Genomic DNA, 15,389 nt, shown 5'->3' on the forward strand with positions numbered 1-15,389 from the left:
CCGTCGCACACGCGCCTGCCGACGCGGCGCTCCCAGCACGGTCACGTGTCCCCCGTGCGCGCGTCGGCGCGATGAGGTTGCCCACCGGCCGCGCGCGCCCAGAGCGACGGCGTGCGGCGCGGGTGTGATCAGCGGTCCTCGAAGGAGTCGGGCACCATGACGCGCACGCCGTTGGGGACCACGCGGAGCCTGATCGGGGTGCGCAGCCGCACCTCGCCGTCCACGTCGGCCGCCATCGGCGGGTCGGTCTCCAGCAGCATCTCCCGCCCCACCACGAACGGCCCCCCGGCGAGGCTGCGCCACCGCCCGGTGGTCGCCCTGATCAGGGTCTCGCCGAGCAGCCGCAGCTTCTTGCCCGAGCCGAGCTGGTAGGCGACCAACTGGCCGTTGTCGATGCTGATGTCCCTGGCCACCTGCCAGCCGCCGTGGAAGCGGCCGTTGGCGATGTTGAGCTGGTGGGTGAGCAGCTCGTGGCGCTGCCCCTCCACCGTGATGTAGGCGCGGAACGGCGTGTGCCCGGGCAGGATGGTCAGCGCGGTCAGCGGGTAGGCGGGGCGCCCCACGACCCGCTTGAGCCACGGCTTGACCCTGCCCGCCACCTCGACGGAGACGCCGAAGCTGGCGAGGTTGGCGAACGGCCGGTCGTCGGCCATGCCGAGGTCGATGTCGGCCACCTTGCCGGTGGCGAACACCTTGATCGCTCCGGCCAGGTCGAGTGGGAGGCCGAGACTTCTGGCGAAGTTGTTGGTGGTGCCGAGCGGCAGCACGCCGAGCGCGACGTCGCGGTGTGCCACGTGACGCACGGCCGAGGAGAGCGTGCCGTCGCCGCCGCCCACGATGAGCAGGTCGGGCTTGGTGGCCAGGGCCGTGTCGAGCAGATCGCGCAGCCGCTTGGGGTTGTAGACCGACAGCTCCACCAGCGGCTCGAACCCGAGGTTGTGGATCTGCTCGATGACCTCGAAGTAGTGGCGGCGGCCGCGGCGCGAGCGAGTGTTCACCACCACTGCCACCTTGCGATCCCTCCGGATCGCCTCGGTGTGCTCGTCCTTGGTGCGCAATTCGCTCATGGACACCAATGGTATGGGCCGCCGGGAGGTCCCGGCGGCCCTTGATCATTACTTCTTCGGCGGCACGACCTGGACGATGGCGCCCAGGTTGCCCGGCAGCGGGCTCACCAGCTTGAACTGCACTCCCAGCGCCTTGCCCTCGTCACCGGGGTTGCCGGTGCCGAGCTTCGAGCCGGAGGCCACCTGGCCGTACAGCTCGGTGGCGGGGGTGCCGTCCGGGTGCACCACGCGGGTGGTGTACGCCTGGTCGCCCTTCGACGGCACGACCACCGAGGCGTCGAAGTCGCGGTAGTAGAGACCACCGTTGATCACTTCGAGGCCCGGGTACCAGGTCTTCGCGTCGGTGAAGGCCGGGACGCCCTTCTGCGCGGGCAGGTCCGTGCAGTACGCGCTGAACGGCTCGTCCGCCGCCTCCAGGCACTCCTTGAACGGGTACGTCTTGCCGAACCCGAACGCGGCGTTGGACGACTGGACGCGTCCCTGGAGGTTCTTCTGGAGCGACGGGTCCTTCTCGGCCGCGGTCCCGGTGCGGCGCAGCGGGTCGAAGTGCGAGTCCACGACCAGCAGGCTGCCCTTGGAACCGAGGCTCGGCGGGAGCCGCAGGGTGCTGCTCAGGTTGTTGTTGATGTACGTCGAGTCGCGGTACCACACCAGCAGGCCCGGCGCGTTGTACGCCAGCTTCTGCACCTTCCACGCCCCGTCGCGGGAGTAGTCGGTGTCGTAGGTGTACTTCAGGCCGTTGTCGAAGCCGTCGAAGTTACGCCACTCGGCCAGGTAGAACCGGGAGATCTCCCGCTCGCCGTTGTTGCGGGTCCAGCCCTGGCCGCTGGTGTTGGTGAACGTGCCGCCGACGGCCTTCCAGCCGTTGTCGCCACCCTCGACGTCGTCGCTCCACACGGCCGTCCCGCCGTTGGTGAGCTGGAAGTCGTCGGAGTGCCAGCCGCGCTCCTGGAAGGCGGCGTCGGTGTTGTACGTCAGCCGCAGCTTGATCGTCTGCCCGGCGAACGGGGTCAGGTTGACGTAGTCGTGCCGCCAGCCGCCGCTGTCACCGGTGAGGCCGTACTTCTTGTTGCCGAAGGTCTTGAGGTTCTTGTTCGGGTCCGGGTAGTCGTCAGGCGTGCTGACCTCGCTGCCGGCCTCGTCGAAGATCTTCTGCTGGGTCCAGGTCTGGCCGCCGTCGGTCGAGACCTCGACGAAGCCGAAGTCCCAGTCCTGCTCGATCACGTAGTTGTTCCACATCCACAACTTGAGATCGGTCCCGGCGGGGACGGGCAGGTCGCGGGTCAGCGTGAGGTTGGCCCAATCCTGGTCCAGGCCGCTCCACCAGGCGTTCGAGCCACTGTGGACGTCGAGCATCTTCACCGGCGTGGACGCCAGGTTCACCCGGACGCCGTCCTCGGTGAACTTGGGCGTGCGCGAGGACTGGCCGACCGTGACGAGCTTGGCGGCGTCGCCCGGGTTGAACGTCTTCGGGTTCGCCCAGCCGAGCACCCACTTGTCCCACAGGCCCATGTGCGCCGGCATCGACTGGAAGATCGGGCCGGAGTGGGAGCCGCTGGACATCAGGTCCCAGAAGTCCACGGCCGAGCTGGCAGCGCCCGAGGTGTCGTACAGGTCGGGCAGGCCCAGGTCGTGGCCGTACTCGTGGGCGAAGACGCCGACGCCCGAGTCCTCGGGCTGCACGATGTAGTTCGAGATCTTCTTGTCGCTGCCGGGGACCTTGTAGCCGCCGGCGACCGCGCTGGAGTGGGCCCAGATCGCGTACGTGCCCTCGGCGCCGCCGTCGGAGGACTTGTCCTTGCCGGCGTGGACCAGCACCAGGTGGTCGATCACGCCGTCAGGCTCGTTGAAGTTGCCGTCGCCGTCGGCGTCGGAGGTGTCCTCGAGGTCGTAGTCGGCCCACGGGAAGTCCGGCTGGGCCTTGGCCAGGGACTCCACCACGTCGATGGGCAGCTGCTGCGCGCCGAGCGGGTTGTCCGGGTGGCCGGTCATGTCCTGGGGAGCGCCGCCGCAGGCCGCGGCGCCGTACCAGGCCTCGGAGTGCGGGACCTTGATCCAGCCGACCGCCGAGCCGGTGACGGAGTAGGCGCCCTTGGACATCTCCTCGTACATCTTCTTCATGGTGGAGCCGGAGATGTCGATGCCGGCCTTGCCGTCGCGCGGGTCCTTCAGGTCGGGGCGCACGCGCTCGGTGATGCCCTTGTCGGTGTAGAGCATCTTGTTGAAGTGCTCGGTGCTGAAGTCCTTGACCCAGAAGGAGTTGTTGTCCTTGTGCGGCAACGTGGCCGGGTTGGGGATGTTGTTGTGCAGGGGGCCGCTCTTGAGCGTGCCGGCCGGCTCGACCACGCAGTCGTCGGGCTCGCTGTTGACGGTGCGCAGCCGGTTGAAGCCCGAGAAGTCGTCGTTGGCCTGCTCGTTGAACTCGACGAGGATCGTCAGCAACTTGGCCGTGCGGGTCTGCTTGGAGTTCTTGAAAATCCATTCAGCGGGGTTGCGGCCGGTCCTGATGGCCTGGTCCTCGCGGGCGGCGAGAATGCGACCGGCTGCCGGGTTTCCGCTGCTGAACTTCCGGTCGAACTTCTGCGCCGGAGTGAGCGAGCGCTGCTTGCCGTTGTTGACCGAGGGCTCCTGCGGATCCTTCTCAACCGCGGGCGGAGCGTAATTGATGTAGTAGTCCGCCGCCGTGGGCTCGTAGTTCGCTACCCCAGTGAGTGACGACGCCGCTTGAGCGGTGGGCACGGACAGGGCGGCGCCGAGAAGGGCGACCGCCGGGAAAGCTGCTAATAAGCGCTTCGTGCTGGGCACCAGTTACCCTCTCTGCCCGGGGTGTCCGGGCGCATGGCCATAGGGTGTGCAATGCCGGACGCTAGAGGGTAAGTCAACGAAACGTAAAGTAGGTTGGTAAAACGTGATCAAAGGGGGACATTTAGTGCATCACTGGCTCGGCACTTAAAACAGCATCAGCCCGGCCGTGATCCCGCCCGCGATCGCACCCCCGTAGCAGACCACCGCTATGACCAGGTCGAATCTGGCGATGCCGAGCAGCTCCTCGCTGGTGAACCTGATGCGGTGCGCGGCGTGGAAGAGGCAGAGCACGACGACCGCCAGGAGCGCGAGCCGTACCAGCACGTTGTCCACCAGCGCGCGCAGGTGCTCGGCCGTCGGCCAGTCCACCACGCCGAGCGGCATGAGCACCCCGAAGAGCAGCACGAGCACCGGCAGCACGAATGCCGCCACCACCCCCCCGCCGCTGAAGAGCAGCCACAGGTACGGCTCCAGGGTGCGTCTCATGGCGACCTCAGGATGAAGTAGGCGATCAGCACGGAGATCACCACCCAGGCCGAGTGGTTGCCGCCCTGGATCATCCAGGCGGGCACGCGCCAGCCGTCCAGGCGGACGACAGTGGCCTTGGGGGCGAGGTTGAGGAACGTGATCGTGTGGAAGGCGGTCGCGGCCAGGGCGAGCACGTTGATCGCGATCATCCACGGCCGGCCGGCCAGCGCGGCGAACTCCTGGAGACTCCCGGTACGCACGGCGTCGACGAACATCAGCAGGAAGACGATCGACCAGGCCACGAAGACGCTGGTCAGCTCGCGCAGCACGAAGAAGGTGTAGTGCCGGGTGCGGGCGAACCACAGGTTGTCGCGCCGCGGCCGGTAGGCGGTCGTCATCGTTTGCTCCACGGCAGGACGGAGCGCAGGGCGGCGGTCAGTTTGTAGCGCTGGATGGCCTCGGCCGGGTCCACGTGCTTGGGGCAGACGCGCGTGCACTCGCCGACGAACGTGCACCCCCACACGGCGTCCTCCAGGTTCAGCACGTCGAACCGGTCGCCCATGTCGCGCGAGTCCAGGTTGTAGCGCTGGGCGAGCGCGATGGCCGCCGGGCCGAGGAAGTCGGGGTCGAGCACGTAGACCGGGCAGGCCGAGTAGCAGAGCAGGCAGTTGATGCACATGCTGTACTGCTTGTACGCGTCCAGCTGCTCGGGCGTCTGGGCGTACTCGGTGGTGAGCGGCAGCTCCTCGCCCTCCCTGATCAGCCAGGGCCGCACGGACGACAGCTTGGCCAGGAACTCGTCGATGTCGACGACCAGGTCCCTGATCACCGGGAAGCCTTTCAGCGGCTCGATCCTGATCGGGCCCTCGCCGTACTCGGTGAGGAAGGTGCCGCAGGTCAGCCTGGGCTCGCCGTTGACGGTCATGCCGCAGGAGCCGCACACGCCCATCCGGCACGACCAGCGGTACGACAGGCTGCCGTCGAGCTGGTCCTTGATGTAGTTGAGCCCGTCGAGCACGGCCCAGTCGGCCGTGAGCGGCACGTCGTACCCCTGGAACACCGGCTCGTCGTCCTCGCCGGGCCGGTACCGGGCGACCTCCATCCTGATCGTCCGCGTCGCCGCTTCCTTGATCTCAGTCACGGCCGTACACCCTTTCTCCCGGAGGCCAGCGGGTGATCGTCACGGGCAGCAGGCCGACGGACGGGGAGCCGTCGGGCGCGCGGTGCACCAGCGAGTGCGCGAGGTAGGCGTCGTCGTCCCTGGCGGAGAAGTCGGTGCGCTGGTGCGCGCCGCGCGACTCCTGCCTGTTCAGCGCGCAGGCCACGATCGTCTGCGCCACCTCCAGCATCGTGTGCAGCTCCTGAAGGTTGATCAGCTCGGTGTTGAACGCGGTGCTCGTGTCGTCGATGCGGACCTCCTCGGCACGCCCGCGCAGCTCCGCGAGCGTGTCGACGGCCTTGGTCAGCACGTCGCCCGTGCGGTAGATGCCGGCCGCTCCTTCGAGCGTGTGCTGCATCTCCTCGCGCAGGTCGGCGATCCGCTCACCGGTCCTGCTGCCCTCCCGCGCGCGTTCCAAGCGCCGCCGCTCGTCGTCCCCCTGAGCCCGTACGGCCGCCGCCTCGCCGTCCCGGTGGGACCTCGCGAACTCGGCGGCGGCGGCCCCGGCCCGACGTCCGAAGACCAGGCACTCCGGCAGCGAGTTGGAGCCGAGCCGGTTGGCGCCGTTGATGCTCACGCAAGCCGTCTCCCCCGCCGCGAACAGCCCGGCGATCGGGGTGGCGCCGTCGATGTCGGTGTGGACGCCGCCCATCATGTAGTGCACGACCGGGCGCACCGGGATGAGGTCGGTGGCCGGGTCGAGGTTCTGGTAGCTCCTGCACAGCTCGCGCACGAACGGGATGCGTGTGTCGATCTTGTCCTCGCCCAGGTGGCGCAGGTCGAGGTAGACGACCGGGCCGTACGGGGTGTCCACCGTGCGGCCCTTCTGCTGCTCGTGCACGAACGCCTGGGAGAGCCGGTCGCGCGGGCCCAGCTCCATGCTGCGCAGCTTCGGCGTGGGTGTGGGCTTGCCGAGGTCGTAGTCCTGGAGGTAGCGGTATCCGTCCTTGTTGATCAGCCAGCCGCCCTCCGCCCTGGCCGCCTCGGTGATGAGGATGCCGGTGAACGGCAGGCCGGTCGGGTGGTACTGGACGAACTCCATGTCCTTCAGTGGTGCCCCCGCCCGGTAGGCCAGGGCCATGCCGTCGCCGGTCTTGATGGCGGCGTTCGTGGTGAAGGGGAAGACGCGGCCGCAGCCGCCGGTGGCCAGGATGACCGTCCTGGCGGCGATGGTCTCGATGCGGCCGGTCCTGATCTCGACGGCCACGACGCCGTGGACGCGGCCGTCGTCGACGACGAGCTTGGTGACGTACCACTCGTCGTACCTGATGATGTCCTGATATTTCAGAGTTGTTTGGAACAAGGTGTGCAGGAGGTGGAAGCCCGTCTTGTCGGCGGCGTACCAGGTGCGCATCTTCTTCATGCCGCCGAACGGGCGGACCGCGACGCGACCGTCGCTCTCCCGGCTCCAGGGGCAGCCCCAGTGCTCGAGCTGGATCAGCTCCTCGGGCGCCTCGGCCACGAACGCCTCGACCGCGTCCTGGTCGCAGAGCCAGTCACCGCCGGAGATCGTGTCGTAGCAGTGCTCGTCGAGCGTGTCGCCGACGCCGATCACCCCGGCGGCGCCGCCTTCGGCGGAGACCGTGTGGCTGCGCATCGGGTAGACCTTCGAGACGACCGCCACCTTGAGGGAGCTGTCCGCCTCGGCGACCGCGAGGGCCGCCCGCAGGCCCGCTCCGCCTCCTCCGACGATGAGCACGTCGATCATTTACGTCACTTCCCGTGGTCGGGTTGTATCGGGTCCTTCACCCGCTTGCCGTCGTGCCGGATGGCGGACAGGTGGATGCTGCCGTCGTGGTACTCGTGCCGGATCCGCCGGCAGCCGCAGTCGAAGAGCTGGTCACGGATCACCAGGCCGTAGCCGTCGTCGTCGACGAGGCGCTCACCGCCGGACTTCTTCCCGCAGGGGGCCGTCTCGGGGGTGAAGGGGATTTTCGTGCCTGTCATCGCCGATCTCCCTAGATAGGCGAAATTTCATGATCAATCGGGGTTTTCCTCTGGGGCCTTGGCCGGCTCGACCTCGGCGGCCTCCTCGCGCTCGACCACGGGCGGCCGCTCGGCCTGCTCACGGGGGTAGTGCAGGTCGAAAGCGGGCCGCTCGGAGCGGATCGGGGGCATGCTGAGGAAGTTGTGGCGCGGCGGCGGGCACGTGGTGGCCCATTCGAGGGAGTTGCAGTAGCCCCACGGGTCGTCGAGCGTGACCTTGGGCGCGTGCCTGGCCGTCTTCCAGACGTTGTAGAGGAACGGCAGCGTCGAGGCCCCGAGCAGGAACGCCCCGACGGAGGAGATCTGGTTGAGCGTCGTGAATCCGTCGTTCACGCCGTAGTCGGCGTACCGCCTGGGCATGCCCAGCTGGCCGAGCCAGTGCTGCACCAGGAACGTGGTGTGGAAGCCGAGGAACAGCGTCCAGAAGTGCGCCTTGCCGAGCCGGTCGTCGAGCATTTTGCCGGTCATCTTCGGCCACCAGAAGTAGAAGCCGGAGAACATGGCGAACACGACCGTGCCGAAGACGACGTAGTGGAAGTGGGCGACCACGAAGTAGGTGTCGCTGATGTGGAAGTCGAGCGGCGGCGAGGCGAGGATGACGCCGGTGAGCCCGCCGAGCAGGAACGTCACCAGGAACCCGACCGCGAAGAGCATCGGCGTCTGGAAGCTCAGATGGCCCCGCCACATCGTGCCGATCCAGTTGAAGAACTTCACCCCGGTCGGCACCGCGATGAGGAACGTCATGAACGAGAAGAACGGCAGCAGCACCTGGCCCGTCGCGAACATGTGGTGCGCCCACACGGTCATCGACAGCCCGGCGATGGCGATGGTCGCGCCGACCAGCCCCAGATAGCCGAAGAGCGGCTTGCGGCTGAACACCGGGATCACCTCGGAGATGATCCCGAAGAACGGCAGCGCGATGATGTAGACCTCGGGATGGCCGAAGAACCAGAACAGGTGCTGCCACAACATCGCGCCGCCGTTGGTCGACTCGAAGACGTGGGTGCCGAGCTTGCGGTCCGACTCCAGCACGAGCAGCGCCGCCGCGAGCACGGGGAACGCCATCAGCACGAGCATGCTGGTCAGCAGCACGTTCCAGGTGAACAGCGGCAGCCTGAACATCGTCATCCCGGGCGCCCGCATGCCGATGATCGTGGTGATGAAGTTGACCGCGCCGAGGATCGTGCCCAGACCCGACAGGGCCAGGCCCATGATCCACAGGTCTCCGCCGATCTGCGGCGAGTACATCGCCGTCGACAGCGGCGTGTAGGCGAACCAGCCGAAGTCGGCCGCCCCGCCCGGCGTGAAGAACCCCGCCACCACCATCAGCCCGCCGAACAGGAACAGCCAGTACGCCACCGCGTTCAGCCGCGGGAAGGCGACGTCCGGCGCGCCGATCTGCAGCGGCATGACCACGTTGGCGAACCCGGCGAACAGCGGAGTGGCGAACAGCAGCAGCATCACCGTGCCGTGAATGGTGAAGAGCTGGTTGTACTGCTGCTGAGTGACCAGCTGCATGCCGGGGGCGGCGAGCTCGGCCCTGATGAACATGGCCATGACGCCCGCCACGAGGAAGAACCCGAACGAGGTGATCAGATAGAGGTACCCGATGACCTTGTGGTCGGTCGTCGACATCCAGGAGGCGATGACGGTCCCGGTGCGGCGGCGCCTGACCTGTTCGATCGAGGTCTCTCGAACAGTCGTCACGGCTGCTCCCTCCTGCGCGGAGTGCTACCTGCGACGGACCGCCGGAGGCGGCCCGGACTGCCCCGATCTACCCATTGCACGCCAACCAGCGCCGCTCGGGAAGGTGTTCTTTAACATTTCGCCCGGAAGCTTTGACGGGTCTTCGCAACATGCGGCTCACGCCTGGCGTCCCACATTGCGGATATTTACCGGCTCACCTGGTGGTGTCTTCTATTCTTCATAGCCGAAACCGACTTCGGAGGAGATCTCGTGACTGCTCAGGCTGACTACTCCGCCCTCGTCCAGCGAGGGCTCTCGCTCGACCTCACCAGGGGCAAGCCGTCGCCGCGCCAGCTCGATCTCTCCAACGACCTGCTCAAGCTGCCCACGTCGTACCGGGCGGCCGACGGGACCGACGGCCGTAACTACGGCAACCTGCAGGGCCTGGCCGAGCTGCGCGAGCTGTTCGCGCCGCTGGTCCAGGTGCCTGCCGGCCAGCTCGTCGTCGGAGGCAACTCCAGCCTGGCCCTGATGCACGACACGATCGTGCACGCGCTGCTCACCCCGGTGCCGGGCGCCGCCCGGCGGTGGGTGGAGGAGCCGGAGGTCACGTTCCTGTGCCCCGTACCCGGATATGACCGGCACTTCACGATCACCGAGCGGTTCGGGATCAAGATGGTGCCCGTCCCGATGAACGCCGACGGCCCCGACATGGACGTGGTCGAGCGCCTGGTGGCCGGTGACGCGAGCGTCAAGGGCATCTGGTGCGTGCCGAAGTACAGCAACCCGTCCGGCGTCACCTACAGCGACGAGACGGTGCGCAGGCTGGCCACCATGCCGGCCGCCGCCCCCGATTTCCGGATCTTCTGGGACAACGCCTACGCGGTGCACCACCTCACCGACACCCCGGACGAGCTGGCCGACCTGCCGGCGCTGGCCGCCGAGCACGGCAACGCCGACCGCGTGTTCGTCTACGCCTCCACCTCCAAGGTGACGCTGGCGGGCTCCGGCGTTTCGTTCTTCGGCTCCTCCCCCGCGAACGTCGAGTGGTTCCTGTACAACACGAACAAGCAGTCCATCGGCCCCGACAAGATCAACCAGCTCCGCCACGTCGAGTTCCTGCGTGACCCGGCGGGCGTGGCCGCGCACATGAAGCGGCACGCGGAGCTGATCGGGCCGAAGTTCGAGCTGGTCGACAAGGTGCTGACCGAGCGGCTCGGCGACCTCGGCACCTGGACGAGCCCCAAGGGCGGCTACTTCATCAGCCTGGAGGTGCCGCACGCCGCCGAGGTGGTGGCCAAGGCCAAGGCCGCAGGCATCGCCCTGACACCGGCGGGCGCGACGCACCCGTACGGCAAGGACTCCGCCAACCGCACGATCAGGCTCGCCCCCACCTTCCCCGGGCTGGAGGAGCTGGAGCAGGCCATCGAGGGCCTGGCCGTCTGCGCCCGCGTGGTGGCGGAGGAGCTGGGCTGATCAGCGGCCGTTGCCCCTGAAGCCGAAGATGTACTCGCGCGTCTCGCTCGGATGGAACGAGACGCCGACCCCCGGCTCGAACACGACGTTGTCGCGGGCGCAGTAACAGAGGCCCTCCCAGACGGCCAGGGCCTTCTCCCTGGCCGGGGCCTCGAGGTTGTCGCGCTTGCGGGCGCCGTACGAGCCGAGCACGTTCAGCAGCCCCAGCCCCCAGAACAGGCCCGTCAGGCAGAACGGGGCGAGCAGCACCTCGCCCCACTTGGGGTCCTGGCCCATCGCGATGACCAGCGAGACGACCAGGTGCACCAGGGCAGCCACGCATAACAGGATGTAGCCCTGGTTCCTGGCCCACGGGGTGTAGTGGCGGCTGGGGAACGACAGCCAGACGGCGAGCTGTGTACGGCTCATGACGTGCTTCGACGCGCCGAGAGCCGCCCTGGTGGGCAGGTCCGCGACCTCGCGCGCCCCGGGCAACCTGACTCTGCCGATCTTGTACGTGGTCCCCGCGGCGACCGCTCCGGGGACGGCGACTATCTGGTCAGTCTCCGAACACACCGGGCACCTGACATCCACCCGGGCAGTTTGGCCTTAAGTCACGACCTGCGCAAACCATCGGGTGTACCGCCCCTGAGGTAGCGGTGATTTGCCCCTAGAGTGCATGGTGTGAGACCGATTGACGCCTTGGTGAACTCGCTACCCGAAGCCCGCGTCCTGACCGACCCGGACGTGATCGACTCCTACGCCCGCGACCGCACGTTCGTGGAGCCCGGCAAGCCGCTCGGCGTGGTGCTGGCCGCCTCCCGCGACGACGTGGTGACGACGATGAAGTGGGCCACCGAGCATCGGGTGCCGGTCGTGCCGCGCGGCGGGGGCACCGGCCTGGCGGGCGCCTCGGTCGCCGGTGACGGTTCGGTCATCCTGTCGCTGGCCAAGATGACGGCGATCAGGGAGCTCTCCCCCGCCGACGAGATCGCCGTCGTCGAGCCCGGCGTCATCACCGCCGACCTGGACAAGGCCGCCAGGGAGCACGGGCTCATGTACGCGCCCGACCCGTCGTCGTACGAGATCTCCACGATCGGCGGCAACCTGGCCACCAACGCGGGCGGGCTGCGGTGCGTGAAGTACGGCGTGACCAGGGACTCGGCACTGGGCCTCGAGGTCGTGCTGGCCGACGGCCGCATCCTGAACACCGGCCGCCGCACGATGAAGGGCGTCACGGGCTACGACCTGACCGGGCTTTTCGTCGGCTCGGAGGGCACACTGGGCGTCATCACGGCGGCCACCGTGCGCCTGCGCCGGGCGCCCGCCGCGCCACCGGCCACGTTCGCGGCCGAGTTCGGCTCGCTCCGTGACGCGGGCGCGGCCGTCTCGGCGATCATGGCGGCGGGCTGCCAGCCGTCGCTCATGGAACTGCTCGACCGGGCCACCCTGGAGGCCTTCGACGACTGGCGCAACATCGGGCTGGAGCCCGCCACGCAGGCCATGCTGATCGGCCAGTCCGACGCCACGGACAGCCAGGCCGCGGTCGAGCACATGGAGCGGCTCTGCGTGGAGAACGGCGCCTCGTTCGTGGCGGTGTCCTCCAGCCCGCAGGAGGCCGAGGAGCTGATCGCGCTGCGCCGGCTGGCGTACCAGGCCAAGGAGCGGCTCGGTGCGTGCCTGGTGGAGGATGTGTGCGTGCCGCGGTCCGTACTGCCCGACATGATCAGCGCCATCGAGGCGACGGCCGCGCGGCACGACGTGAAGATCTGCACGGTCGCGCACGCCGGTGACGGGAACCTGCACCCGGTCTTCATCTTCGACCGCGGGATGGTGGAGCCGCCCCCGGAGGTGTGGGCGGCGGCGGACGAGATCTTCACGCACGCGCTGGAGCTCGGGGGCACGCTGACCGGGGAGCACGGGGTGGGGCTGCTCAAGAGGCGCTGGCTGGCGCTGGAGTCCGGCCCGGTGGTCACGGAGATCCAGCAGGGCATCAAGGCGGTCTTCGACCCCCTGGGCCTCCTCAACCCGGGCAAGGCGATCTGGCCGGACACGTCTGGCACCTTGACCAACCCGTGACTTTCGAGGCGTATGCGCACAGGACCTGCGACGGAGGGCGAACAAATGCCTGACATTCTCCGTCAAAACATGAAACTTCTGGCAGGTCCGGCAGACGCCCCAACCTTCACACTGGTAGCGTCTTGCCACATCCACTGGGTTGTTATGGGGGTCCGACGTGAATCAGTTCCAGCCGTTGGCGGCGGACGATCCGCGGCGGCTGGGGACGTATGACATCGTCGCCCGGCTCGGCGAGGGCGGTCAGGGCGTTGTCTACCTGGGCAAAAGCGAGTCCGGGGAACAGGCCGCGGTCAAGCTGCTACACCATGCGCTTGTGGCCGACGCCGACGCCAGGACCCGGTTCCTGCGTGAGGTGGCGGTGGCGCAGCGGGTGGCCAGGTTCTGCACCGCTCCAGTGCTCCACGCGGACCTGGACGGCAGCCGGCCCTACATCGTGAGTGAGTACGTTCCGGGACCGTCGCTGCGCGAGCTGGTCATCAACGAGGGGCCCCGGCGGGGCGCGGCGCTCGAACGGCTCGCGATCAGCACCGCCACGGCGCTCGCGGCCATCCACCGCGCCGGGATCCTGCACCGGGACTTCAAGCCCGCCAACGTGCTCATGGGGCCCGAGGGTCCCGTCGTGATCGACTTCGGCATCGCCCGCGCCCTGGACTCCCCCGGCGCCACGGCCACGGGGATGGCCATGGGCACGCCCTCGTACCTGGCGCCCGAGCAGCTCAGCGGTGCGGCCGTGTCGGAGGCGGCTGACGTGTTCGCGTGGGGCGTCACGATGGTGTTCGCGGCGACGGGCAAGCCCGCCTTCGGCGCCGACTCCATCCCCGTGGTGATGAACCGGATCCTGAACGAGGAGCCGCAGCTCGGGGGAATGGAGGGCGTGCTGGCCGAGCTCGTGGCCGCCTGCCTGTCCAAGGACCCGGCGCAGCGGCCCAGCGCGGACGAGCTCATCGTCCGCCTCACCGGCCAGCCGGCCCCGAAGTCCGCCATCGAGCCGGTGACGGGCCGGCAACTCACCTCCGTCGCCGGCGCCGCCGGTGGGCAGGGCGGCCCGGAGAGCGGCAAGCAGGGAGGGGACCTCTACCCCGGCCCCTGGACCCAGCCGGGCGCTCCCGCGGGCGGCCCCCTCCAGACGGGCCCGCAGCCCGTGCCTCAGACGGGCGCGTTCGCCCGCCCCGCCGCCGCAGCCGCACAGTCCGGCCCCGCACAGTCCGGCCCCGCACAGTCCGGCCCCGCACAGTCCGGCCCCGCACAGTCCGGCCCCGCACAGGGCGGGCCGGTGGCAGGCGGCCCCGTGCAGGGCGGGCCCGCGCTAGGTGGTCCGGCCCGCGGTCCTTCCCAAGCCGGCCCCGTGCAGGGCGGTCCTTCCCAAGCCGGCCCCGTGCAGGGCGGTCCTTCCCAAGGTGGCCCCGCGCAGGCGGCGTCACCCATGGGGAGCGCTCCGGCGGGCGGCCCTCAGGCGGGAATGCCCGGCAACGGCCCCCAGCCCGCCATGCCAGGTACGCCGCCCGGCCAGGGCCCGCAGGCGCAGGCAGGAGCCGCGCCCCACGGAGCCCCCCAGGCACCCCACGGAGCCCCGCAGCCGCCTCAGGGCGCCCCTCACGGCGGCCACCTGGGCGCCGCCGCGTCCGGCATGCCACCGCACGGCCCTGGCATGCCTCAGGGCCAGCCCCCCTTCCAGGGGCAGGGAGGAACGCCGAACGGGCCAGGCAGGCCCGGCGGCCCCACCGGCCCGACGCGCCCCGGTGACGGCGCGCCCGCGAAGCAGCGCCGCACCCTGATGCTCTCCCTCTCCGGAGCCGCGGCCGCCGCCCTCCTTGTGGTCGTCGGCGCCGTGGTGGTCCAGGCGAACAGCCGGGAAGTCCCGGTGGTGGCCGTGGGCAACTCCTCCAACAACACCAACGGCGACGGCTCAGGCGCGGGCCAGCCCGTCGACCCCCCGTCCACGGACAACCCGCCCCCGGCGGTCCCCACCGGCACCGTGGCGCCGGTACCCACCTTGGACGTCGAGCAGCCCTCGAAGACCCCCAAGACCACGAAGCCGACGCACACGCAGGAGCCGGTCTCCCAGGTCCCGAACCCGGTCACCAACGTCCCCAGCTCCCAGCCCACGACGGCCCATCCGCAGCCCAAGCGAACCCCGACCAAGAAGAAGACGAAGTCGCCGACCCTGGTCGATCCTGAAAGCGTGGATCAGGAGGGCAAGCCGGATTCCGACCCCGCGTCGACCGTGTCCACCGGTCCCAAACCGACCACCAAGCCCACCAGCAAGCCCACCGTGGCGCCGAAGCCGAACACGGCCAACCCGGCCGCCGTATGCGGCTCAGGCTACAAGGTCATCGACTCGCATTCACTGGCCGCCAACGCCACGATCTACCTGCTTTACAACGCGAGCGCGGGTAAGAACTGTGTGGTCACGATGTCGCGCCTGATATGGACCGGCAAGGTTCCGATGAGCGCGGTCCTGCAGGTCAAGGGCGGTTCCAGCACGAGCAACGCCGGGAAGTTCACCGCCTATGCCGGGCCGCTCCGCCTGCCCGCCAAAAAGCAGTGCGTGATCTGGGGCGGCGGTTGGGGCACGCAGAGCTGGAAGTCCGGCTGGAGCCACTGCACCTGACCGACGACATACGCGCGAAAGGGCCCCTTGTACGGGCCCTTTCGTGCGTTAGCGTGTTGACATGATCGTCAGG

Annotated in this window: 12 protein-coding genes; 3 read left to right on the top strand and 9 right to left on the bottom strand. The window is 69.0% G+C overall.

The window, feature by feature from the left end:
- Positions 1–128 precede the first annotated feature (128 nt).
- The 8 genes from ACQPWU_RS39900 to ctaD all read right to left on the bottom strand — a co-directional run bounded on the left by ACQPWU_RS39900 (position 129) and on the right by ctaD (position 9,192).
- Complete coding sequence (locus tag ACQPWU_RS39900) at positions 129–1,067, bottom strand: diacylglycerol/lipid kinase family protein (protein ID WP_433430855.1); 939 nt, start codon at positions 1,065–1,067, stop codon at positions 129–131.
- A 48-nt stretch (positions 1,068–1,115) separates the two neighbouring features.
- Positions 1,116–3,872, bottom strand: coding sequence for an immune inhibitor A domain-containing protein (locus ACQPWU_RS39905; protein ID WP_433430856.1), 2,757 nt, complete (start codon positions 3,870–3,872; stop codon positions 1,116–1,118).
- A gap of 144 nt (positions 3,873–4,016) precedes the next feature.
- Positions 4,017–4,358, bottom strand: coding sequence for a fumarate reductase subunit FrdD (gene frdD / locus ACQPWU_RS39910; protein ID WP_433430857.1), 342 nt, complete (start codon positions 4,356–4,358; stop codon positions 4,017–4,019).
- A complete protein-coding gene (locus tag ACQPWU_RS39915) occupies positions 4,355–4,738 on the bottom strand; it encodes a hypothetical protein (protein ID WP_433430858.1) in 384 nt (127 codons plus the stop codon). The genes frdD and ACQPWU_RS39915 overlap by 4 nt, the downstream gene beginning before the upstream one ends.
- On the bottom strand, positions 4,735–5,481 hold the full coding sequence (gene sdhB / locus ACQPWU_RS39920) for a succinate dehydrogenase iron-sulfur subunit (RefSeq protein WP_433430859.1): 747 nt from the start codon (positions 5,479–5,481) through the stop codon (positions 4,735–4,737). The genes ACQPWU_RS39915 and sdhB overlap by 4 nt, the downstream gene beginning before the upstream one ends.
- Entirely contained in the window at positions 5,474–7,207 is a 1,734-nt protein-coding gene (gene frdA / locus ACQPWU_RS39925; RefSeq protein ID WP_433430860.1) for a fumarate reductase (quinol) flavoprotein subunit, read from the bottom strand. Before frdA ends, sdhB begins: the two co-directional genes overlap by 8 nt.
- 5 nt (positions 7,208–7,212) lie before the next feature.
- Positions 7,213–7,446: a hypothetical protein gene (locus ACQPWU_RS39930; protein ID WP_360700494.1), complete on the bottom strand. Its 234-nt coding sequence runs from the start codon at positions 7,444–7,446 to the stop codon at positions 7,213–7,215.
- 33 nt (positions 7,447–7,479) lie between these two features.
- Positions 7,480–9,192 carry an aa3-type cytochrome oxidase subunit I gene (gene ctaD, locus ACQPWU_RS39935; RefSeq protein ID WP_433430861.1) on the bottom strand — a complete coding sequence of 571 codons (1,713 nt, stop codon included), beginning with the start codon at positions 9,190–9,192 and terminating at the stop codon, positions 7,480–7,482.
- A 249-nt stretch (positions 9,193–9,441) separates the two neighbouring features.
- On the opposite strand from ctaD, the gene ACQPWU_RS39940 reads away from it, so the two are divergent.
- The gene (locus ACQPWU_RS39940; protein ID WP_433430862.1) at positions 9,442–10,647 is read left to right on the top strand and encodes an aminotransferase class I/II-fold pyridoxal phosphate-dependent enzyme; all 1,206 of its coding nucleotides are present in this window, start codon (positions 9,442–9,444) and stop codon (positions 10,645–10,647) included.
- On the opposite strand, the gene ACQPWU_RS39945 is transcribed toward ACQPWU_RS39940, so the two are convergent.
- Positions 10,648–11,202: a hypothetical protein gene (locus ACQPWU_RS39945; RefSeq protein ID WP_433430863.1), complete on the bottom strand. Its 555-nt coding sequence runs from the start codon at positions 11,200–11,202 to the stop codon at positions 10,648–10,650. It lies immediately after the preceding gene.
- Between the two features lie 108 nt (positions 11,203–11,310).
- Between ACQPWU_RS39945 and ACQPWU_RS39950 the strand changes: the two genes are divergently transcribed.
- Positions 11,311–12,705 (top strand): FAD-binding oxidoreductase, encoded by a 1,395-nt coding sequence (locus tag ACQPWU_RS39950; RefSeq protein WP_433430864.1) that lies wholly within the window; start codon positions 11,311–11,313, stop codon positions 12,703–12,705.
- A gap of 157 nt (positions 12,706–12,862) precedes the next feature.
- Positions 12,863–15,316: a protein kinase domain-containing protein gene (locus ACQPWU_RS39955; protein ID WP_433430865.1), complete on the top strand. Its 2,454-nt coding sequence runs from the start codon at positions 12,863–12,865 to the stop codon at positions 15,314–15,316.
- Positions 15,317–15,389: the final 73 nt, after the last annotated feature.

Source organism: Nonomuraea sp. CA-141351, from assembly GCF_050944675.1.
Classification (GTDB): domain Bacteria; phylum Actinomycetota; class Actinomycetes; order Streptosporangiales; family Streptosporangiaceae; genus Nonomuraea.

What these genes read in the sequence shown, in the direction of transcription:
- frdA (WP_433430860.1), bottom strand. Translation starts at nt 7,207, where the DNA reads ATGATCGACGTGCTCATCGTCGGAGGAGGCGGAGCGGGCCTGCGGGCG.
- ACQPWU_RS39930 (WP_360700494.1), bottom strand. Translation starts at nt 7,446, where the DNA reads ATGACAGGCACGAAAATCCCCTTCACCCCCGAGACGGCCCCCTGCGGG.
- ACQPWU_RS39900 (WP_433430855.1), bottom strand. Translation starts at nt 1,067, where the DNA reads ATGAGCGAATTGCGCACCAAGGACGAGCACACCGAGGCGATCCGGAGG.
- frdD (WP_433430857.1), bottom strand. Translation starts at nt 4,358, where the DNA reads ATGAGACGCACCCTGGAGCCGTACCTGTGGCTGCTCTTCAGCGGCGGG.
- ACQPWU_RS39915 (WP_433430858.1), bottom strand. Translation starts at nt 4,738, where the DNA reads ATGACGACCGCCTACCGGCCGCGGCGCGACAACCTGTGGTTCGCCCGC.